The following is a 21,457-nucleotide window of genomic DNA, read 5'->3' on the forward strand; positions in this document are numbered from 1 at the left end:
GGGAGAAAGGAGCTATAGGGGGCGCATTGCGCTACGCCCCGGTGGTGCGACGGGTGGCGCTTGCAAGGTCGCGGAGAATCTCCTCGCCCCGCTCAGGGCTGAAAGCACGCACGCAGGCCAGGTCGGACTTGATGTGCTCGAGCACCGCTTCTGGATGGCAGCGAAGCACCAGTCCGACAGCGATCCGCAGCGGGTTCTGAGAGGCGGTCAGCTCCAGGCCGAGGGCCCGGATGCTGTCCTGCAGGGTCGCGTCGATGACGGTCATCGGGGTGTCGTGGCGTGTGTTCATGGTGTGCATTCCAAGTGGGGAGATGAAGTCAAAAAAGCCGGGTGGAGGGGGTGCTGCGCCAGCTTGCGAAACAAGGGGCCGGAGCCCATCTGTTCCAAGTGTTCCAAGTTAACAATCAATAACCTGGAACACCCTGTTGCCCTTGGAAGCCAGTTCCGGCGCGGCTTTTCGGCTTGTGTTCCAGGTGTTCCAACTGTTCCAAGGGGTCTTTCATGCGTCGGGCTCCTTGTCCGCGGTTTGGGCTAGACTTGCGGGATCGAAAAGCGGGAGGCCATCAGGGGCCGGCGCCTCGTCCTCGGGGTCGGGGTCACCGTGGCGCAGCCCTTCCTGCGCCAGCCAAAGGAGGTACTCCACCTGAAAGCCGGGCATCCCGGCGTCCTCAAGCGCCTGGATCAGGCCACGATGGACTCGCAGGGCTTCCGCATGCCGGCGCTCCAGGTCGGCCAGGCGGATCCGCAGGGCCTGGGCGTCTTCGGCTGCCACCTTGAAGACCTTGGCGCGCAGCTTGGCCGGGTTGGTGTTCCTGATAACCTCTCGGGCCGCCCGCACCGGATCCAGCCGGCCATCCGGGAACACCGTCTTGATCTTGCCCAGCTTCACCCACTGGCTTACGGTCTGGCGGCTGACCCCGGTCATGCGGGCAAAGTCCGCTTGGGTCACCCGTACCCCCTGGGCCAGGTCGGCGGGATCGAATGCCAGCGGGGCCGAGGTTGACACCGCCGGCTTTGAAGCCCCACCTGGTTGCCCATAGACTGGGTCTGTCATCTCGTCATGCCTCCGGTCAGCCATTCACTAACTTCCCACCCCATTACCTACACAAAGGGCGGGGCTCTCCGTACCCTGAGTGAAATGCCTGGGGAGGACCCGCGGAAAACTCCAGTGCAGCACCCACCTCGGGCAGTCGGCACCTCCGTCGCCGGGCAGGCGGCGGAGCGGATGACCAGGACCATAGGCCGGAGGCAGGTCCAGTCGGTCACCCCCGCACAATCCGTCCGACAGGCCGGGGCGCTTGAGGTGTTCGCATGAGAGACAGGCCGGAATGGACCCGATGTCCGATGGCGCAGAGGGGCCTCTACCAACCTCCCCCGGCGCTCTCAAATATGACGCTGGCGCGTGATTTGCACACACATCCTCCCTCGTCTCTTCAAAACTGCATGGAACACCCGGTACACTTGGAACAGAAAAATTTTTCTCTTTTCTTTCAGCGCCTTGGGTGTGGAAATCTGTTCCAACCCCCTCGGGGTTTGTTCCAGGTTTTTCCTGGAACAAACGGCCGTCACCAGCCTTTTGCGGCGGATTGGGCATGATTTCGTCCATCAATGCGCCCCAGTCAGTGCTCATCGTCCAGGCTCCCGAGAATTGCCGATGGAATGACGTAGAACCACCCGGGCTTGGCAGCCCCAGGCTCCCGGAACTTCTGCATCAGGCTGTCCTTGCTGCGCACCAGCAAGCCGCGTCTGTCGAGCTCCTTTGCCACCGCTGATGGGTCGAATCCGTTGCAGAGCTCGGAGCGGAACACGGCCGGATAGATCAGGTACTCGAACACCTGATCAGGTTCGTTGAGGCTTGCGGTCTCCCTGGTCGGCCTCTTCCAACCGGCGCGGTTCATGGTCCGCGGGGCATGGGTGTCGGTGACGCTGGGCCGGCGGTGGTCCTCAAGCCGAGTGCCGGAGTTCGCTTGAATCCAAGCCTGGACCTGCTCAACCATGCGGCGAGGCTCCCGGTTCTCCTCGCCGCCAAAGGCTTGCAGCCAATCGCGAAAGAGACGGAAGGCGGCCTTGATCGCTTCCCCCTTGCTCCATCCGGTAATGCCCCACTCCGTCGCAAGCTCGCCGGCATAGGCCACCGCAGCAAAGCGCGTGGCGGCCCGAACGGCCTGGCCACCTGCCTTGCTGGTCAGTACGCGCTGTTCGAACTCCCGGCGCAGTTCTTCGAACTGGTGGGGCATCGCGTCGCGGTTCTTCAGAACGTGGCGGATGAACTCGGGATAGGCGCCGCCATAGTGTCGGCTCGCGTTCTTCTGCACGGCCTCGGTGAAGCGGGCGCCATCAGGCAGGCCGTGCAGATTCTCCCAGCAGCCGAACCCGGCCCCCGCATCGGCCGGCAGCTCGCAGAAGCGCACCTCCTGTCCGGCATAGGCCCGCTCCTGGTTCTCCTCGAGGAAGGCCGTGAGCCCAAGCTCTCCATTGGACATGAAGAGCTGCGTGAAGGCCGCGGTTTCCCGCAGGCCGCCGCCGGCCTGGCCGCGTCCTTTGCCCTGCCCGCTGGCGAGCATGTAGGCGGCCTGGGCCACGTCGCGGGGGTTACCAGCCTGCTTGAGTTCGTCCAGCAACAAAGGGGCATCACAGTGGCCCGCGGCCAGCATCTCTACGGCCGTGCCTGTCTGCAGCCAAGTCTTCCGGTATTCCTTGGGGCCGCAAAGGCTAGCCGCCGCGAACAGCAGGCCGGACTTGCCCAGGCTGCTCCCGCCGGTCCAGTGGAAGCCGCCGGGCACGTTCGGGTGCAGCCAGCACAGGCCCCCTGCGAAGGCCGCAGAGATGGCAAAGGTGAGGCGGGAATTGCCCACGGCCAGGGCCGCCACATGGGCGCGCCAGTCCTCAAGGGTGCCTGCCTGCTTGAACTGGGCGTGACCGCTGCCCGTGGCCTGGTGCAGCCACAGTTCTGCCCCCTCGGGAGCCAGCGGATCCCGATCACCACCCAGGACGAAGGACCAGCGCCCCGGCTCCTCCACGTCCTCATGCCAGCCGATACGGCTGGTCAAGCGTGCCCGGGTGGCCGGGCGGGAGCGGTTCACGTACATCTTCAGGAGCCCGCCTTTGTTGTCCCCGATGAACAGGCCTTGCGACCGCAGCAGCTTGGCCAGGGCAGCACCATCGCCTTCCAGCATCTCATCGGGCACCAGCACCCGCCGGCGCCGTCCGTCGTGGTCGTTGAAGGTCGCCAGGCGTTGCCAGTTCTCACCACGGGCATCCCGCACCATGTGGGTGATTTCCAGGGGCGCACAGACGAACTGCTCGACCTGCTCCCAGCCCTCGCCCCGGCGCTCCACCTTCAGGCGATACACCCCCCTGCCCTCGGCCCCGTCGCGCAGCTCAAAGAGTTCGCCGCCGGCTGCAGGCGTCTGCACGCTACCGGCCTTGCCCTTGGCCTTGCTGCGGGCTATTCGGGTGGGCTTCGGGGTTTCTTCGGCAAGCGGCGCCGGTACAGGCTCCGGCGCCTTGGCGTGGATGTCGGCGGCAGGTGCGGCCGCCTGCTGCGGCTGCGGTGGCTCGTCGCCCTCGAGGGCCGGCAGCGACGCCCGCGCAGCCTCCAGGATCCGGCGCACGGCATCCGGCCCCTCACCCTCATGGGTGCTGTTGGCCAGGTCGTTGAAGTCGGTCAGAGCCTTGCCCGTCTCCTGGTAGGCCTGCCACCGTCCGTCCGGATCAATGAAGGCCGGCAAGGCCACTACGCCACCAACCGCAGCAGCAGCCTCCCGGGCACGGATCTGCCCCGCGTTGCGGCACTTGTGGGGCTGGCCGCAGGCCGGGCAGGCGTCACCGTCTGCCACGCGAACAGGCGCCCCGCAGGCCTGGCAATGGCCGAAGGCATCGTCATCCGCACACAGGATGAACCGGGCCTGCGGATGGGCCTCCTGGAGGGCCTTGGCGGCGGCTTCGAGGCTGCCCGCGTCGAAGGCCACGGCCACTGTCCAGCCGGTCACCTGGTGGAGGCTTGCCGCGGTGGCGTAGCCCTCGGCCACGCACAGGGGCAGATCCGGGGAGATTTCGCCGACCAGGTGGAACTTGCCCGCCTTCAGGGCACCGGGCAGGAAATCTTTGTCGCGGCCGTCCACCTTGTCCGCGAAGATCGCCTGCAGGCTGTGCAGAGTGCCCGAAGGGCTGCGCATGGGCACCAGCAGGGCATTGGGGATGCGGCGCCAGTCCCGCAAGTGGTCATCCCACTTTGGCCAGGAGCCCACCTGCAGACCGTAGGACGGCACACCCTTTCGGAGCAGGTACGGATGATCGTCCTGGGCCGGCTTGGCGCCGTTCCAGATCGCATGCGCTCTTTTTCGGGCCTTGTCCCGCTTGGCCTTGGCTTCGGCCTCACGGGCGGCCCGCTGGGCTTCGGTCCGGGCACGGTAGGCGGCCTCCTCTTCGGGGGTGAGATGGCGGCCAATGTCGGCCCTCCAGTTCTCCCAATCCAGGCCATCCTTGAAGTTCTGGAAGCCACCGGCCGGCACACCATCCGGGTGAAGCAGGTAGGCACCATCCTTTTTCCCGCTGGGTCCGTCCCGCAGCTCGCAGCGGTGGAGCCTGCCATCCGCCTCGATGTGGTCAGGGAGACGGAGCCCACGGGCCTCTGCGGATTGGCGGAACTGGGCCAGGATCTGCCCAAGATCGATTGCGAGCATCACTCGGCGCCCTCAAGTTCCCCGAACAGATCCCAGAAGCGGCCAAGCTGCTTGAGACAAGCGGATGCAAAGAGATCCTCGGTGAGCTCGCCAGAAGGCGGGCAGGTGATCGTCAGGAGCACGGTGCAACCGCTGTCGTCGCTCCAACGGCTGACCTCCGCCTGGAAGCACGTGGTCGGCCCGTTCAGGTCGTCGATATCGTCGCCCCCCGCAATCGGGTAAGCCCAAAAGTCGAATTGCAACCCAACCCAGTGCCACTGCTCGCGGCAGCTGTCCCACTCGACAAGCACCTCATGAACCCGGCCATCCGAGCCTTGCAGTTGAAGGAGACTCACCGCCACGCCTCCCCGCGGAGGGCCGCACGGAGCTCACCAACGCGCCAGGCCGTGACGCCCACAGAGAGACGCCGAGGAGTTGGCAGCGCGCACTTTTTTACCCGACGCCACACAGTGGCCGGAGAGCAGGCAAACAGGCTCGCCACCACTGGAATACGGACAAAGGCCGAGTCCGGCAGGGCATCGAAGTTACGGAGTGCATCGGGGAGAGGTGCATCGGCCGGGGTGGGCAGGCCTGAGGCTGGCGCCATCGCAGAGGAGGCAGGGCGGAGCTTCACGATTGCCCCTCCTGCACACCCTCAGAAAGCAGGCGCCGGACTGCATCACCCGGCCAAAGCAAACGGCCGTTGGGGAGCTTCCGTGGAGTTAGCCCCAGGTATTCGCCTTTCACGCAATGCGCGCGGCGGATGCTGGCGGGCTTGATGTTCAAGCCCTTTGACCGGAGCAATTCAGCGAGTTCGGCGGTACCTAAACTGCTGGCGGCCGGGATGATTCGAAGGTTCATGTTCGTGTCGCCTCTTTGTGAGAACGACCCGAACATTAATCATCTATTTTCAATCAGTACTCTAGGGGAGGTTCCAAACTACCCCAGAGTACCCCAGAGCGGCTCTTTGAAAATCAATGATTTACGGCTTCATCTGTAGGGGCAAAACTACCCCAGGGTTGAGGATGCGAGACTCTGGGAAAAGGCGGGCGTACAGTGGCTTTGCAGACTTCGGCCGCCCTCCCGACCACTTGTACCGACCATCTAGATACGTTTCCAGGCTAGAAACTGTGTTCATATTCTCGAACTCGCGGTCGAGGGCCTTCAACAGCTCGAGGAACTCAGCCTTTGTTCCGGGCATTTTTGCCCTGTCGAAGAGTTCTCCAATATCTTTGGCGCGGCGCTCGCATTCGCGTATCCAGTCCTCTACAAGATCGCCCTTGGTTTTCCGCTTCACCTTATTTGCTTCGACACTTCCCTGGTGCGCCTCTTCAGCCCGCCCAAGAGGGCGAATCCAAGCCCGCACATGCTCGCTTTGCTTCTGATCGGGCAAACCTCCCCATGCAGCGAATGCCTCGCGGGTCACCACCTCATCAGCAACGATGGTCACATCCGGCTGAGCGTCGTAGCGAGCTCGAGCGGCCCTCTGTTCGTCTTGCCTGTCGAAATCACGTGACTGCCACGCCACGGAACCCAGGCCGGCCGAGGGTTGCGGGGCTTGGAACGCAGCCTTCTTGATTTCCTTCCTGCAGGTTTCTGCCTTGAGCGCTCCCGTGGCAATGCTCGCCTTCATCGCCTCGATCAAACGATCACGGGCGTCCTGTTGTTTTATGCGTAAGCGAAAGTCGTTGGCTGTAGTGTCTGGGTACTGCAGATACGCCAGATCATTCAAACTGAAAGCGCTAGGCCATCCGGCTGCGCGTATTTCGGAATCCCTTACCATCAAGATGTCAGCGGCTTCAAGCCATTCAAGAAAGCTTGATTCACTAGGCATTGATCGTGCTCCATCGGCACCCATCGAATAAGGTGCCGCGCCAGCGGGGGGATGGTGTCCCCGTTTTCGGTTGGCCGACCTAGGCGCGGCGTGCTGCTCGGCTAATCGTCAGGTCATGCGGCGGCATGCCCATGCAAGGGTATGACCTTGGCCCCACTCTTTGCAGCGTCCAGCCAGTCGGCCCACTGCTGCATCATCTTGCGGCGCTCTGCAAGGTACTCCGCCTGGTGGGAGTACGCTCCGAAGACCTCCTTCCGCTCCCGGTGCGCCAGTTGCCGGTCGATGACCTCCGGGCGCCACCCCATCTCCAGGAGCGCCCCGGTTGCGGTGGTCCGGAACCCTGCCCCAGTCACCTCATCCCCGGCGTAGCCCATGGCCCGCAGGGCGCTGTTGATGGTGCCGTTGCTCATGGGCCGCTTCGGATCGTTCCGGTTGGGGAAGACCAGATCCCGGAAGCCGGTGATGTTGTGCATCTCTCGCAGCACCGCCACCGCCTGGGAGGACAAGGACACGGTGTGGTCCTCCTTCATCTTCATGCCCACTAGGCCGCGAGTACGGTCCCGCTCGGCCGGGACGACCCAGACGCCGGCATCGAGGTCGATCTCCTCCCACCGGGCGCCCCGCAGCTCGCCAGGGCGAAGGAAGGTCAGCGCCAGCAAAGTGATGGCGTGCTTCACCATGACCGTGACACGGACCGCATCGAGGCGGATGAAGAACTCATGCAGGTCAGTTGAACGCAGAGCGGGTCGGTGTGTGACCGAGGCCGTCTTCAATGCCTTGTGCAGGCCGGTGACCGGGTTGTTCTCCGCCCGGCCGGTGGCGATGGCGTAGAGGAAGATATCGCTGGCCCGCTGGCGGACCCGCTTGAGGGTTTCGAGGGCGCCGCGTGCCTCCACCTTCTTCAGCGTGGCCAGCATCTCCGCGGCGCTGATCTCGCCGACCGGGCGCCGCCCGAGGCTGGGAAAGAGATCTTGCTCCAGAGAGGTGAGCACCTTGGCGGCGTAGGTCTCGACCCACTCCCCCTTCTGCTTCTCGTGCCACTCACGGCCCACCGCCTCAAAGGACGAGTCGGCCGCCACCTTGCGGGCGATCTTCTCGGTGCGCCGCACTTCGCTGGGATCAGTGCCGGCATCCAGGAGGCGGCGGGCTTCGTCGCGTTTCTGGCGGGCCAGCTTGAGTGGGGTCTCGGGATAGACCCCCAGCGCTAGAGTCTTCCGCTTGCCCGCAAACCGGTAGTCCATGCGCCAGTACTTCGCGCCCGCAGTGGAAACGAGCAGGTACAGGCCCTTCTCATCGGCAAGTTTCAGCGCCTTTTCGGCAGCCCTCGCCTGCTTGCACTGGGTGTCGTTGAGCATCGCATCCCCTGGTTTGACGGTACACAACACGCATCGCTGCGACGGTATCTGAAAGTACCGTCATGTGTACCGACAGAATCTGTGCGATGGGATGCGACCGCCTGACTCAAGATGATACGCCCGGAAAACAAAAAAGCCCGCAATCGCGGGCTTCTTCGTGTGCTTCTGCTTCTACCTGACACTGCGTGATGCAGCAGTGTGGTCCCCCCGACAGGAATCGAACCTGTATCTGGCGCTTAGGAGGCGCCCGTTCTATCCATTGAACTACGGAGAGGTGGACAGCCCAGCATTTTAGCCTGCTGGACTCAGGGCGCGCCACCCGAATTTTGGGTTCCATGCCGGGGATGAACGCAGCCGCGCTCATCCCCGTTGCTCGTCAATGCTTGACGACGCCACCGTTCTCCACTGCTTCAGGGGTTGCGGCGGCAACGGGGACCTCACCGGCGGGCGTTTCGGGCAGCGGTTCGGGCTTGCGCTCGAGGGCGTGCTCAAGAACTTCGTCGATCCACTTCACCGGGATGATTTCCAGGGCGTTCTTGACGTTGTCCGGGATCTCGGTGAGATCCTTGACGTTCTCCTGAGGAATCAGCGCCGTGGTGATACCCCCACGCACCGCCGCCAGCAGCTTCTCCTTGAGACCGCCGATGGGCAGCACTTCGCCCCGCAGCGTGATCTCGCCGGTCATGGCCACGTCGCAGCGCACCGGGATGCCGGTGAGCACGGAAACCAGGCCACTGCAGATGGCGATGCCGGCGGACGGACCATCCTTGGGAATCGCGCCTTCCGGCAGGTGGATGTGGATGTCGGACTTCTGGTAGAAGTCTTCCTGGATCCCCAGCGACCTGGACCGCCGACGTACCACCGACAGGGCGGCCTGGATGGACTCCTGCATGACTTCGCCGAGCTTGCCGGTCGTAATGATCTTGCCCTTGCCCGGCAGTGCCACGGCTTCGACGGTCAGCAGTTCTCCGCCCACCTCCGTCCATGCGAGCCCGGTCACCTGGCCGATCTGATTTTCCTTTTCAGCCACGCCGTAGGTGTACTTGCGCACGCCCAGATACTTGTCGATGTTCTTGGCATTGACGATGACCTTGGCCTTGCGTTTGCCCAGCACCAATGCCTTGACCACCTTGCGGCAGACCTTGGAAATCTCGCGCTCGAGGCCCCGCACACCCGCTTCACGGGTGTAGAAGCGGACGATGTCGCGGATCGCGTCTTCGGTGACCGACAACTCCTCGCGCTGGATGCCGTTGTTCTTCATCTGCTTCGGCACGAGGTAACGCTGGGCGATGTTCACCTTCTCGTCCTCGGTGTAACCCGACAGGCGGATGACCTCCATCCGGTCGAGCAGCGGCGCGGGGATATTGAGGGTGTTGGCGGTGGCCACGAACATCACATCGGACAGGTCGTATTCCACTTCGATGTAGTGGTCGACGAAAGTCGAGTTCTGTTCCGGATCGAGCACTTCGAGCAGGGCAGACGACGGATCGCCACGGAAGTCCTGGCCCATCTTGTCCACTTCATCCAGCAGGAACAGCGGGTTGCGCACGGCCACCTTGGACATGTTCTGCAGGATCTTGCCCGGCATGGAGCCGATGTAGGTGCGGCGATGGCCACGGATCTCGGCCTCGTCGCGCACACCGCCCAGGCTCATGCGCACGAACTTGCGGTTGGTGGCACGGGCCACGGACTGCCCGAGAGAGGTCTTGCCCACACCCGGGGGGCCGACCAGGCACAGGATCGGCGCCTTGAGCTTGTCCACGCGCTGTTGCACGGCAAGATATTCGAGGATGCGCTCCTTGACCTTCTCGAGGCCGTAGTGCTCCTTGTCGAGGACTTTTTCGGCCTCGGCCAGGTCCTTGCTGATGCGGGACTTCTTCTTCCAGGGCAGGCCGATGACGGTCTCGATGTAGTTGCGGACCACCGTCGCTTCGGCCGACATCGGCGACATCAGGCGGAGCTTCTTGAGCTCGGCCTGAGCCTTGGCCATGGCTTCCTTGGTCATGCCGGAAGCCTTGATCTTCTTCTCCATCTCCTCGAGGTCGGCGCCGTCCTCGCCCTCGCCGAGTTCCTTCTGAATGGCCTTGACCTGCTCGTTCAGGTAGTACTCGCGCTGGCTCTTTTCCATCTGGCGCTTGACGCGGCCACGGATGCGCTTCTCGACCTGGAGGATGTCCAGTTCGGTTTCGAGCTGGTTGAGGAGACGCTCAAGCCGCTCGCCGGCATCGAACATCTCGAGGATTTCCTGCTTCTGCTCGAGCTTGAGCGGCAGGTGAGCGGCAATGGTGTCAGCCAGGCGGCCCGGCTCTTCGATGCCCGACAGGGAGCTGAGGATCTCCGGCGGAATCTTCTTGTTGAGCTTAACGTACTGGTCGAACTGGCTGATGATGGCCCGGCGCATGGCCTCGACCTCGTTGTTCGGGGCTTCGGCAGGCGGCAGGGGTTGCGCCTTGGCGACGAACAGGGTGCGCAGATCTTCGACCGATATCACGCGGGCACGCTGGACGCCTTCAACCAGCACCTTCACGGTACCGTCGGGCAGCTTCAGCATCTGCAGAATGTTGGCGATGCACCCCAGATCGTACAGATCTTCGGCCGAAGGCTCGTCCTTGGCAGCCGACTTTTGGGCGACCAGCAGGATGCTCTTGCCGGCCTCCATCGCGTTCTCGAGCGCCTTGATGGATTTGGGGCGACCCACGAAGAGCGGGATCACCATATGCGGGAACACGACTACGTCGCGCAGGGGCAGCAGCGGGAGTTCGATCTGTTCTTCGGGGAGGTCAAGCGTGCTCGACATGATTTTTCCTTTAAAGGCACTAAGGCCCCATATGGGGCCCTAGTGACATCAATTCAAGCAGTCCTGCGAAAAACTTCTGCTTGAGGTCAGTTGGAGCCGGAGACCTTAGGTTGATCGGCGTAGATCAGGATCGGCTTTGCGCCACCTTCGATCATGCCTTCATCGATGACAACCTTGGAAACATTTTCCATGGACGGCAATTCATACATGGTGTCGAGCAGCGTTCCTTCAAGGATGGAACGCAGGCCACGGGCACCCGTCTTGCGCTTGAGGGCCTTGCGGGCAATTGCCTGCAGGGCCGCCGGGCGCACTTCGAGTTCGACGCCTTCCATGGAAAACAGTTTCTGATATTGCTTGATCAGCGCATTCTTCGGCTCCACGAGGATCTGGATGAGCCCTTCCTCGTCGAGTTCCTGCAGCGTGGCAACCACCGGCAGGCGGCCGATCAGCTCGGGAATCAGGCCAAACTTGATCAGATCGCCCGGCTCCACTTCGCGCAGAGCCTCGGAGATGTCCTTGTTCTCGCGACTCTTGACCTCGGCCCCGAAGCCGATGCCGAACTTCTCGGTACGGTTGCGGATCACCTTGTCCAGGCCGTCGAAGGCGCCACCGCAGACGAACAGGATGTTGGTGGTGTCCACCTGCACGAAATCCTGGTTCGGATGCTTGCGGCCACCCTGGGGCGGCACCGAGGCAATGGTGCCCTCGATGAGCTTCAGCAGGGCCTGCTGCACGCCCTCGCCGGACACATCGCGGGTAATGGACGGGTTGTCGGACTTGCGGGAAATCTTGTCGATCTCGTCGATGTACACGATCCCCTGCTGCGCCTTGTCGACTTCGTAGTCACACTTCTGGAGCAGCTTCTGGATGATGTTCTCGACGTCCTCGCCCACATAGCCAGCCTCTGTGAGGGTCGTCGCATCGGCCATCACGAAGGGCACGTTGAGCAGGCGGGCCAGGGTCTGCGCCAGCAGCGTCTTGCCGGAGCCGGTGGGGCCGACCAGCAGGATGTTGCTCTTCGACAGCTCGACGTCGTCGTGGGTCTTGGACAGGTGGCGCAGGCGCTTGTAGTGGTTGTAAACCGCCACCGACAGGATGCGCTTGGCCGGGGACTGACCAATCACGTACTGGTCGAGGATGGCGCTGATTTCCTTGGGCGAGGGCAATTCACCCTTTACGCCCTTGGCACCGCCCGTGTCGGCAGTAATCTCGTCGCGAATGATGTCGTTGCACAGCTCGATGCACTCGTCGCAGATGAACACGGACGGGCCCGCGATGAGCTTGCGGACCTCGTGTTGGCTCTTGCCGCAGAACGAGCAATACAGGAGCTTTTCGCCGCTCGTTTTCTTGTCCGCCATTACAGCCCTTTCTCTCTGTTACTTATTGCTCGCCGAAAGATGATCAGCCCACATCGCTGCGGCTGGAGAGCACCTTGTCGACGATACCGTAGCGCACGGCGTCTTCCGAGGACATGAAATTGTCCCGGTCTGTATCTCGCTCAACCTGCTCGACGGTCTGGCCGGTGTGCCTGGCCAGCATGTCATTGAGCTTGGCGCGCAGGGACAGGATCTCCCGGGCATGGATCTCGATATCCGAGGCCTGCCCCTGGAAGCCGCCCAGCGGCTGATGGATCATGATCCGGGAATTGGGCAACGAGAAACGCTTGCCCTTTTCACCGGCGGCAAGCAGGAAGGCGCCCATGCTGGCCGCCTGCCCGATGCACAGGGTGCTCACGTTCGGCTTGATGAACTGCATGGTGTCGTAGATCGCCATGCCCGCCGTGACGGAGCCCCCGGGGGAGTTGATGTAGAAGGAGATGTCCTTGTCCGGGTTCTCGGACTCGAGGAACAACAGCTGGGCGACGATCAGGTTGGCGGTCACGTCATTGACCGGCCCTACCAGAAACACCACCCGCTCCTTGAGCAGGCGTGAATAGATGTCGTAGGAGCGCTCACCGCGACCGCTCTGTTCGACAACCATGGGGATCAGGCCGAGGCCGACCGGATCCCATTCACTACGGGAAAACGGGGGTGTCAGTGGATTCATTTGCCGTTGCTCTCCGCGGAATTAAGCCGCATTACCCATCAAGTCGTCAAAAGAAGTGGCGACGTCGACCGTCTTGGTGTTGCTGACGACCCACTCCACCACGTTGTCCTCGATCACCAGCGCCTCGGCCTGGGCCAGACGCTGGGGCTGGGAGTAGTACCAGCTCACGACCTCGCTCGGGTCTTCGTAGCTGGCTGCAAAATCTTCGATGATCGCGCGGATCTGTTCGGGTTTGGCGTGCAGCTCCTTGCTCTTGACCAGCTCGGACATGATCAGGCCAAGCTTGACGCGACGCACGGCCTGCTCGGCGAACCAGGAGGTCTCGATCGGCAGGTTCTTGGTCTGCATCCCACGCGCCTCGAAATCCTTCTTGGCGTTTTCAGCAAGCTGGGCGGACTCCTGCTCGACCAGCGCCTTCGGCACTTCGATCGGGTGGGTCTCGATCAGCACGTTCATCACGCGTTCCTTGATCTTGGCCTGGATGCGGCGCTTCACTTCACGCTCCAGGTTGGCCTTGACCTCTTCACGCATCTTGGCCACGTCGCCGTCGGCGATGCCCAGGGTCTTGGCGAACTCGGCGTCGATCTCGGGGAGCTTGGGCTCCTCCACCTTCTTGAGGGCCACTTCGAACTGAACGGTCTGGCCGGCCAGGTGAGCAGCGTGGTAGTCCTCGGGGAAGGTCATGTCGAAGGTCTTGCTTTCACCCACGTTGAGACCCAGCACCGCGGTTTCGAAATCCTTGAGCATCTGGCCGCCGCCGATCACGAAGGGGAAGTCGGTCGCCTGACCACCCTCGAACTCCACACCGTCCTTGCGGCCGGTGAAGTCGATCAGCACACGGTCGCCGTCCTGGGCGGCACGCTCGGCGGGCACAAAAATGGTGCGTTGCTTGCGCAGCACGTCGAGGGTCTTCTCGACTTCGGCATCGCCAACCTCAAGCTGGGGACGCTCCACGTCCTGGCCGCTCACGTCACCGATGACGATCTCCGGGTAGACCTCGAAGACGGCGGTGAATTCCAGCGCCTCGGTGGAGGTGGACTCCTTCGGCTCGATGTTCGGGTAACCAGCCACGCGCAGGCTCTGCGAACGGATCTGCTCGCCGAGCGCCTTCTCGACAGCGGCGCCGATGGCTTCGGAACGGGCTTGCGGGCCGTAGGACTGGGCCACCATGCGGAACGGGACCTTGCCAGGGCGGAAGCCCGGCATCTTGGCGGTGCGGGCCATCTTCTTCAGACGGGCTTCCACATCCTTGTCGATCTCGGCCAGCGGCACGGACATGTCGATACGGCGCTCCAGCGCGCTCACGGTAACCTGGTTGCTCATGAAAATTCCCTGATCGGTCTTAACAATAACGCCTTACGAACAGGACAGGAAAAGCTTAGCAAGACATGTGCCTTCCCACGCATTCCCTTAATGAAACTGTTCGAACAGTCGTCGGAAAAACCTTTAGTCTAACACAGGCCCTGGGTCCGCTCGCAGCCCCCGCGCCAGTGCTTGGCTTCCGACCCTCATCTGTGAAAAACTGAACCAGCGGGGGTGGAACTCCCCTAGCCTTTGGATATCAGATGGGATGAAATAGATTCATGCTCGGCCATGTCTTCGGAAATGACCGGCCGGGCGAAGTGCTCAAGTATCAGCGTCACGAGCCGTCTGTTCACGGACAGACAATGGCGAGCCCGGCGCCCCGGTCCGGGTGATGTGCCCCAGGAGACATGAGATGAGTATCTTCACTAGCTTCCAGGCCCGTTTCGAGTCTGCCCGGGAAGAGGAAATGTCGGTCCAGGAATACCTGGAACTCTGCAAGACCGATCCCATGGCTTACGCCACTTCGGCAGAGCGTCTGCTGCAGGCCATTGGCGAACCGGAGCTGGTCGACACCCGGCTCGACCCGCGCCTGTCGCGCATCTTCTCCAACAAGATGATCAAGATCTATCCGGCCTTCCGGGACTTCTACGGAATGGAGGAGTCGATCGAGAACATCGTGTCGTATTTCCGACATGCAGCACAGGGCCTGGAGGAAAAGAAACAAATCCTCTACCTGCTCGGTCCGGTGGGCGGCGGCAAGAGTTCCCTGGCCGAAAAGCTCAAGAGCCTGGTCGAGAACATTCCCTTCTACGCCATCAAGGGGTCGCCGGTTCACGAATCCCCCCTCGGGCTCTTCAGCCCCACCGAGGACGGGGCGATCCTCGAGGACGACTACGGCATCCCCCGTCGCTACCTCAACACCATCATGAGCCCGTGGGCGGTCAAGCGCCTGCACGAGTTCAACGGTGACATCACAAGATTCAGGGTCGTCAAGCTGCGCCCCTCCGTGCTCCGCCAGATTGCCGTCGCGAAGACCGAACCGGGCGACGAGAACAACCAGGACATTTCCTCGCTGGTGGGCAAGATCGACATCCGCATGCTCGAGCAGTATTCGCAGGATGACCCCGACGCCTACTCCTATTCCGGCGGCCTGTGCCTCGCCAACCGCGGCCTGCTCGAGTTCGTCGAAATGTTCAAGGCGCCGATCAAGGTCCTCCACCCGCTGCTCACCGCGACCCAGGAAGGCAATTACAAGGGCACCGAAGGTTTCGGGGCAATTCCCTTCGACGGTATCGTGATGGCCCACTCGAACGAATCCGAATGGGTCGCCTTCCGCAACAACCGCAACAACGAGGCCTTCCTCGACCGGATCTACACCGTCAAGGTGCCCTACTGCCTGCGCGTCTCCGACGAGATCCGCATCTACGACAAGCTTCTCGCCAACAGTTCCCTGTCGCAAGCCCCGTGCGCGCCGGACACCTTGCGCATGATGGCCCAGTTCGCTGTGCTGTCGCGGGTCAAGGAGCCCGAGAACTCCAGCATCTTCTCCAAGATGCGCGTATACGACGGCGAAAACCTGAAGGACACCGATCCCAAGGCCAAGAGCTACCAGGAGTACCGCGACTACGCGGGCGTCGATGAGGGCATGACCGGCCTGTCCACCCGCTTTGCCTTCAAGGTGCTGTCCAAGGTCTTCAACTTCGATCACCGCGAGGTCGCCGCCAACCCGGTGCACCTCATGTACGTGCTCGAACAGCAGATCGCCCAGGAGCAATACCCGCCCGAGCATGAGGCCAAGTACCTGGCCTTCATCAAGGAATTCCTGGCGCCGCGCTACGCCGAGTTCATCGGCAAGGAGATCCAGACCGCCTATCTGGAAAGCTATAGCGAATACGGCCAGAACATCTTCGACCGTTACGTTACCTACGCCGACTTCTGGATCCAGGACCAGGAATACCGTGACCAGAACACCGGCGAGATCCTCGACCGCAATGCCCTCAACGACGAACTCGAGAAGATCGAGAAGCCGGCGGGCATCAGCAACCCGAAGGACTTCCGCAACGAGGTAGTCAACTTCGTGCTGCGCGCGCGGGCCAAGAACAACGGCAAGAACCCCAGCTGGACCAGCTACGAGAAGCTGCGGGCGGTGATCGAGAAGAAGATGTTCTCCAACACCGAAGACCTCCTGCCGGTCATCAGCTTCAATGCCAAGGCCAGTGGCGACGATCAGAAGAAGCACCAGAACTTCGTCAACCGCATGATCGAAAAGGGCTACACCGAGAAACAGGTCCGACTGCTCTGCGAATGGTATCTGCGCGTCCGCAAGTCGTCCTGACGCTTTGCCGGGCAGCCGACCACCCCGTCGGCCGCCCGGTGCACGCCAACAACCCGGGAGGCTCGAATGGTCCGTATCATCGACCGCCGGTTCGACAGCAAAAACAAAAGTGCTGTCAATCGGCAGCGGTTCATGCGCCGTTTCAAGAACCAGATCCGCGAGGCCGTGGCCGACGCCATATCCGGCCGCTCCATCAAGGATCTGGATAACGGCGAAAGCGTTTCCATCCCCGCCAAGGACCTCTCCGAACCCCAGTTTCACCATGGGCGCGGCGGCATATGGGAAACCGTATTCACCGGCAACGACCAGTTTTCATCCGGCGATCAGATCAATCGCCCCCAGGGCGGCGGAGGTGGAGGCACCGGCAAGGGCAAGGCCAGCAACGAGGGTGAAGGCGAGGATGATTTCGTCTTCAACCTGTCGCGGGAGGAGTTCCTCGACGTCTTCTTCGACGACCTCGCCCTGCCCAACCTGGTTAAGACTCAGCTCGCCCGGATCCACGAATACAAGAGCCAGCGGGCCGGCTTCACCAATGACGGCACGCCGGCCAACATCAACGTGGTGCGCTCCCTGCGCGGCGCACTGGGGCGTCGACTCGCCCTCGCCTCACCCTACCAAGGCCGGCTGAGGGAGTTGCAAAAGGAGCTTGAGGCCCTGCTCGAGACCAGCCCCCCGGACGACCCCGAGGTGCTGCGCCTGAAAGACGAGATTGGCATCCTGCGGGCCAAGATCGAAGCCATCCCCTTCATCGACACCTTCGACCTGCGCTACAACAACCGGGTCAAGGTGCCCAAGCCCACCACCCAGGCCGTGATGTTCTGCATCATGGACGTCTCCGGCTCGATGGACGAGGACAAGAAGGCCACCGCCAAGCGCTTCTTCATGCTGCTCTACCTCTTCCTGACGCGCACCTACGAGCACATCGAGGTGGTGTTCATCCGCCATCACACGGTGGCCAAGGAAGTGAACGAGGAAGACTTCTTCCACTCCCGGGAATCCGGCGGCACGGTGGTCTCGAGCGCCCTCGAGATGATGAAGGACATCCTCCACGCCCGTTATCTCAACGGGGCCTGGAATGTCTACGGCGCCCAGGCCTCCGACGGCGACAACTGGGAGAACGACTCCCCGCACTGCCGGGAACTCCTGGCCAACACCATCCTGCCCTTCGTGCAGTACTTCGCCTACATCGAGATCACCCCGGGCGAACCCCAGAACCTGTGGAGAGAATACGAAAAGCTCAACGGCGCCCACCCCAACTTCGCCATGCAGCACATCGAAGGCTTGCCGGACATCTACCCGGTCTTCCGTGAACTCTTCAAAAAGAAACTGGCATGAGCGCAAAAAAACAGAAGCGCAGGCACCCCCTGCCCGCTCCCGGTGAATGGACCTTTGAGCTGATCGAGGCCTACCACACCGAAATCGACCGGGTGGCCAGGGAATACGGCCTCGACACCTATCCCACCCAGATCGAGCTGATCACGTCCGAGCAGATGATGGACGCCTATTCGTCGGTCGGGATGCCCGTCAACTACCACCACTGGTCTTTCGGCAAGAGCTTCCTGCACACCGAAAAGGGTTACCGACGTGGCCAGATGGGCCTGGCCTACGAGATCGTCATCAACTCCAACCCCTGCATCGCCTACCTCATGGAAGAAAACACCATGACGATGCAGGCCCTGGTCATCGCCCACGCAGCCTATGGCCACAACAGCTTCTTCAAGGGCAACTACCTCTTCAAGCAATGGACCAATGCCGATGCGATCATCGACTACCTGATCTTTGCCCGTAACTACCTCACCGAATGTGAAGAGCGCTACGGCGAGGAAGAGGTCGAGTTACTGCTCGACTCCTGTCATGCCCTGATGAACGTCGGCGTGGACCGCTACAAGCGCCCGGCCAAGCTGTCCCTGTCCAAGGAACTGACCCGCCAGCGGGAGCGCGCCGAATACCTGCAAAGCCAGGTCAACGACCTGTGGCGCACCCTGCCCGCCCAGCAGATCAAGGCCCAGACCGTGGAAGAACGCCGCTTCCCACCGGAACCCCAGGAGAACCTGCTCTACTTCATCGAGAAGAACGCCCCCCTGCTCGAACCCTGGCAGCGGGAAGTCGTGCGCATCGTCCGCAAGGTCGGCCAGTATTTCTTCCCCCAGCGCCAGACCCAGGTGATGAACGAAGGCTGGGCCACCTACTGGCACTACACCCTCATCAACACGCTCTACGACGAGGGCCTGCTGACCGACAGCTTCATGATGGAGTTCCTGCACTCCCACACCAACGTCGTCTATCAGCCGGCCTACAGCGAACCCTGGTACCGGGGCCTCAACCCCTATGCGCTGGGTTTTGCCATGTGGCAGGACATCCGCCGCATCTGCGAGAACCCCACCGACGAAGACCGCTACTGGTTCCCCGACATGGCCGGCAGCAACTGGCGCGAAACCTTCGACTTTGCCATGCGCAACTTCAAGGACGAGAGCTTCATCGCCCAGTTCCTGTCCCCCAAGATCATGCGCGATTTCCGCCTGTTCGCCATTCTCGACGACGACAAGGAAGCCAAGCTCAAGGTCTCGGCGATCCATGACGAAGCGGGCTACCGGAAGGTCCGGGAGATCATGTCCGACAACTACAACCTGGGCAGTCGCGAGCCCAACCTGCAGGTCTGGAACGTCGATCTGCGCGGCGACCGCTCACTCACGCTACGTCATCAGGCTTACCTGAGGCGGCCTCTCAACGGGGAGGCCGACGAAGTCCTTAAGCACGTGGCAAGGCTGTGGGGCTTTGTGGTCCGGATGGAGGTGGCCCACGAGGACGGGCGCATCGAACTGCTCCACGAATGCCGCCAGGACCGGCGGCGCACCGACAAGAACTAGGGCCCGAGGGCACCCGGCGCCTCCCTCCGCCCTGCCGGCCGGGTACCCACAGGCAGCATGAGTTCCTGGTCCGGCAGCAACACAGGACCAGACTCCGCCGGACGCGACGGAACATGATCGCCGGCACCGGGCCGCAAGCCACGTTCAATCCACCCAGCCACCTGTGCGGCGTCATGCAATTGCAGGTTGTCCTCGCCAGACAGCCAGGTCCAGCCGGCGCCCGCATCCTCCTCGCGGCGGAACACCGCATCCGGACAAGGCCCGCCCACACAGCCGCCAAGCAGCAGGTTGTGTGCTGCGACAACATGGACACGCTCAGGTGCCCAGATGGCGACGAACTCGCCGCCCCCCGGCAGATCGTCGACCAGCGTATTGGCCACCATCACCAGCTCATGCCTGTCCCCACGCAGGCCTTCAGCCCCAAAGGCGATCAGGCGCCTGTTCTCGGTGGCCGCGCCCTGCCAGACGACATTGCCCAGCAGCAACACCTCTCCCCCTTCGGGAAAATCCATCTCGTAGCTGGCCTGTCCGCCCACCTCGTCGCTGAAGCGGCTGTAGCGGATCCGGCTTGCCGCCGCACGGCTCTTCAAGAGATGTCCGATCCGACCATGGTGGAAGTAACTGCCACTCACCTCGAGACGGTCTATCCGTCCCGCGTACAGCAAGTGACTGATCCGCGGCCTGGCGAGCAACACGCCATAGGCGAACTCCGAATCCTCCACCTCAAGACTCATCCCGGGCTGATTCGCCGTCAGAATCCCCATTTCGTTATCGACAAACAGGCAGTTGCGCACCTGCAGGTGCCCGGCCTCCAGCCGAATGCCCGAGCCATTCAGATTGGGCCCCCGCGCGCCCTCGAAGGCCACGTTATCCACCTGAATGTCACCACCGCGCATCACCCAGATGCCCTTGCCCTCGGCGATCCGGCCGTCGGCCACCAGGCGGGGACGACCCAACACGCCGCGGATCGTCAGCGTGCGCTGCTCCCAGACAGCAACATCTCCCCGGTAGGTCGCGGCGACAATCTCCACCACATCCCCATCCCGGGCCCGGCGGGACGCTTCGGCAATCGTTGCGATCGCCTCACCAGGCCCCACCCTGAGGGTCTCGGCGCCTGCCAGCCCCACCGCCAGGCAAGCACACAGGCCCGCCAGAATCTGCCGCCCTGGCACCATGATTTACCCTGCTCCATCCAAGAATCGGTCTCACCGCTTAGAATACCGAAATGTCGAGAATCGATTTCCACCAGATCCTGGGCGTCAAACCCGACGCCAGTGCCGCCGAGATCAAGCGGGCCTTCAAGCGCATGGCCATGCGCTGGCATCCAGACCGCAACCCGGATCCGGGCGCCCACGAACAATTCCGCCTTGCGCGGGAGGCCTTCGAACGCCTGACAGAAGCGCATTACACCGAACCGGACACCCCGGCGGACGACGCTCCGGCAGATGAAGCCCCTCCGCCCAGGCCAAGGGGTGAAGACCGCCACATGGAGCTGGAAGTGGATCTGGAGGAAGCCGCCCTCGGCGGCTCTGCAGAAGTGACCGTGGACGGCCGCGTACCCTGCTCTCCCTGCGAGGGAAGCGGACATCGCAGCTACGGGCGCACCACCATGTGCGGCGCCTGCCACGGCAGCGGACGCATCCGCAGCCCGCAAGGGCTGGAGCCCTGTCCGACCTGTAACGGAAGGGGCTACTTCACCGATACCCGCTGCAGCGAATGCGACGGGCGAGGCTGGCACCCGGCGGAGCGGCAACTCTCCGTCACCCTTCCTCCCGCCATGCTGCCCGGCGAAGAATTGAGAATCACTGGCCAGGGCGGCCCGGCACCCGATGGTGGCGTTCCCGGCGACCTGTATCTCGCACTCCGGGCACGACCCCATCCCCTGTTCCGCCTCGAGGGCCACGACCTGCACCTGTCCATGCCGGTCAGCGTCTTCCGCGTCCTGGCCGGCGGTGAAATCCGGGTTCCCACCCTCGGCACGCCCATCGACGTCCTGCTCCCCGAAAGCAGCACCGAGACCCGCATCGTGGTGCCCGGCGCCGGTTTTCCCGGGCGGCAAAAACGACGCACGGGTGATCTCGTCGTACACCTCCAGGTGCAGTACCCCCGTTTTCTGACCAATGAACAGAAAGCGCTGCTGGAAATGGCCGATCAGGTCATGTGCCAGCAGCTTGACGACCAGAGCCCGACCCTGGCCCGCTGGCGAGACCAGCAGCGCGCCGGCGCCTGAACCACACAACAACGAACATCCGAA

At 62.7% G+C, this 21,457-nt stretch carries 16 protein-coding genes and 1 tRNA gene; 4 read left to right on the forward strand and 13 right to left on the reverse strand.

All coding sequences use genetic code 11. The annotated features are described in order from the left end of the window. Window positions 1-31: 31 nt before the first annotated feature. The 12 genes from HHL15_RS02410 to tig all read right to left on the reverse strand — a co-directional run bounded on the left by HHL15_RS02410 (window position 32) and on the right by tig (window position 14,019). The gene (locus HHL15_RS02410) at window positions 32-289 is read right to left on the reverse strand and encodes a hypothetical protein (RefSeq protein WP_169144199.1); all 258 of its coding nucleotides are present in this window, start codon (window positions 287-289) and stop codon (window positions 32-34) included. Between the two features lie 210 nt (window positions 290-499). Continuing rightward, on the reverse strand, window positions 500-1,054 hold the full coding sequence (locus tag HHL15_RS02415) for a hypothetical protein (protein WP_169144200.1): 555 nt from the start codon (window positions 1,052-1,054) through the stop codon (window positions 500-502). 565 nt (window positions 1,055-1,619) lie between these two features. After that, complete coding sequence (locus HHL15_RS02420) at window positions 1,620-4,685, reverse strand: DUF927 domain-containing protein (protein WP_169144201.1); 3,066 nt, start codon at window positions 4,683-4,685, stop codon at window positions 1,620-1,622. Next, window positions 4,685-5,020: a hypothetical protein gene (locus tag HHL15_RS02425; protein ID WP_169144202.1), complete on the reverse strand. Its 336-nt coding sequence runs from the start codon at window positions 5,018-5,020 to the stop codon at window positions 4,685-4,687. The genes HHL15_RS02420 and HHL15_RS02425 overlap by 1 nt, the downstream gene beginning before the upstream one ends. A 274-nt stretch (window positions 5,021-5,294) precedes the next feature. Continuing rightward, a complete protein-coding gene (locus HHL15_RS02430; RefSeq protein WP_235943174.1) occupies window positions 5,295-5,525 on the reverse strand; it encodes a hypothetical protein in 231 nt (76 codons plus the stop codon). A gap of 121 nt (window positions 5,526-5,646) precedes the next feature. Continuing rightward, window positions 5,647-6,498, reverse strand: a complete 852-nt coding sequence (locus HHL15_RS02435; protein WP_169144203.1) for a hypothetical protein — start codon at window positions 6,496-6,498, stop codon at window positions 5,647-5,649. A gap of 113 nt (window positions 6,499-6,611) precedes the next feature. Further along, the gene (locus tag HHL15_RS02440; protein WP_169144204.1) at window positions 6,612-7,853 is read right to left on the reverse strand and encodes a tyrosine-type recombinase/integrase; all 1,242 of its coding nucleotides are present in this window, start codon (window positions 7,851-7,853) and stop codon (window positions 6,612-6,614) included. A 199-nt stretch (window positions 7,854-8,052) separates the two neighbouring features. Further along, window positions 8,053-8,127, reverse strand: a tRNA-Arg gene (locus tag HHL15_RS02445). Window positions 8,128-8,229: 102 nt separating this feature from the next. After that, entirely contained in the window at window positions 8,230-10,650 is a 2,421-nt protein-coding gene (gene lon, locus HHL15_RS02450) for an endopeptidase La (protein ID WP_169144205.1), read from the reverse strand. 86 nt (window positions 10,651-10,736) lie between these two features. Then, window positions 10,737-12,008: an ATP-dependent Clp protease ATP-binding subunit ClpX gene (clpX, locus tag HHL15_RS02455; RefSeq protein ID WP_169144206.1), complete on the reverse strand. Its 1,272-nt coding sequence runs from the start codon at window positions 12,006-12,008 to the stop codon at window positions 10,737-10,739. A 43-nt stretch (window positions 12,009-12,051) separates the two neighbouring features. Continuing rightward, window positions 12,052-12,696, reverse strand: a complete 645-nt coding sequence (gene clpP, locus HHL15_RS02460) for an ATP-dependent Clp endopeptidase proteolytic subunit ClpP (protein ID WP_169144207.1) — start codon at window positions 12,694-12,696, stop codon at window positions 12,052-12,054. 21 nt (window positions 12,697-12,717) lie between these two features. Beyond that, on the reverse strand, window positions 12,718-14,019 hold the full coding sequence (gene tig / locus HHL15_RS02465; RefSeq protein WP_169144208.1) for a trigger factor: 1,302 nt from the start codon (window positions 14,017-14,019) through the stop codon (window positions 12,718-12,720). Window positions 14,020-14,413: 394 nt separating this feature from the next. Between tig and HHL15_RS02470 the strand changes: the two genes are divergently transcribed. The 3 genes from HHL15_RS02470 to HHL15_RS02480 all read left to right on the forward strand — a co-directional run bounded on the left by HHL15_RS02470 (window position 14,414) and on the right by HHL15_RS02480 (window position 19,203). Then, window positions 14,414-16,336 carry a PrkA family serine protein kinase gene (locus HHL15_RS02470; protein ID WP_169144209.1) on the forward strand — a complete coding sequence of 641 codons (1,923 nt, stop codon included), beginning with the start codon at window positions 14,414-14,416 and terminating at the stop codon, window positions 16,334-16,336. Window positions 16,337-16,402: 66 nt separating this feature from the next. Next, window positions 16,403-17,671 (forward strand): YeaH/YhbH family protein, encoded by a 1,269-nt coding sequence (locus HHL15_RS02475; RefSeq protein WP_169144210.1) that lies wholly within the window; start codon window positions 16,403-16,405, stop codon window positions 17,669-17,671. Continuing rightward, entirely contained in the window at window positions 17,668-19,203 is a 1,536-nt protein-coding gene (locus tag HHL15_RS02480; RefSeq protein ID WP_169144211.1) for a SpoVR family protein, read from the forward strand. Before HHL15_RS02475 ends, HHL15_RS02480 begins: the two co-directional genes overlap by 4 nt. Here the strand turns inward: HHL15_RS02480 and HHL15_RS02485 are convergent. After that, window positions 19,200-20,378 (reverse strand): right-handed parallel beta-helix repeat-containing protein, encoded by a 1,179-nt coding sequence (locus HHL15_RS02485; protein WP_206198540.1) that lies wholly within the window; start codon window positions 20,376-20,378, stop codon window positions 19,200-19,202. The two genes, HHL15_RS02480 and HHL15_RS02485, sit on opposite strands and share 4 nt — an antisense overlap. Before the next feature lie 50 nt (window positions 20,379-20,428). Between HHL15_RS02485 and HHL15_RS02490 the strand changes: the two genes are divergently transcribed. Further along, window positions 20,429-21,433 carry a DnaJ C-terminal domain-containing protein gene (locus HHL15_RS02490; RefSeq protein ID WP_169144212.1) on the forward strand — a complete coding sequence of 335 codons (1,005 nt, stop codon included), beginning with the start codon at window positions 20,429-20,431 and terminating at the stop codon, window positions 21,431-21,433. The last annotated feature ends 24 nt before the right edge of the window (window positions 21,434-21,457 follow it).

Source organism: Zoogloea dura, assembly GCF_012927165.1.
GTDB classification, from domain to species: domain Bacteria; phylum Pseudomonadota; class Gammaproteobacteria; order Burkholderiales; family Rhodocyclaceae; genus Zoogloea; species Zoogloea dura.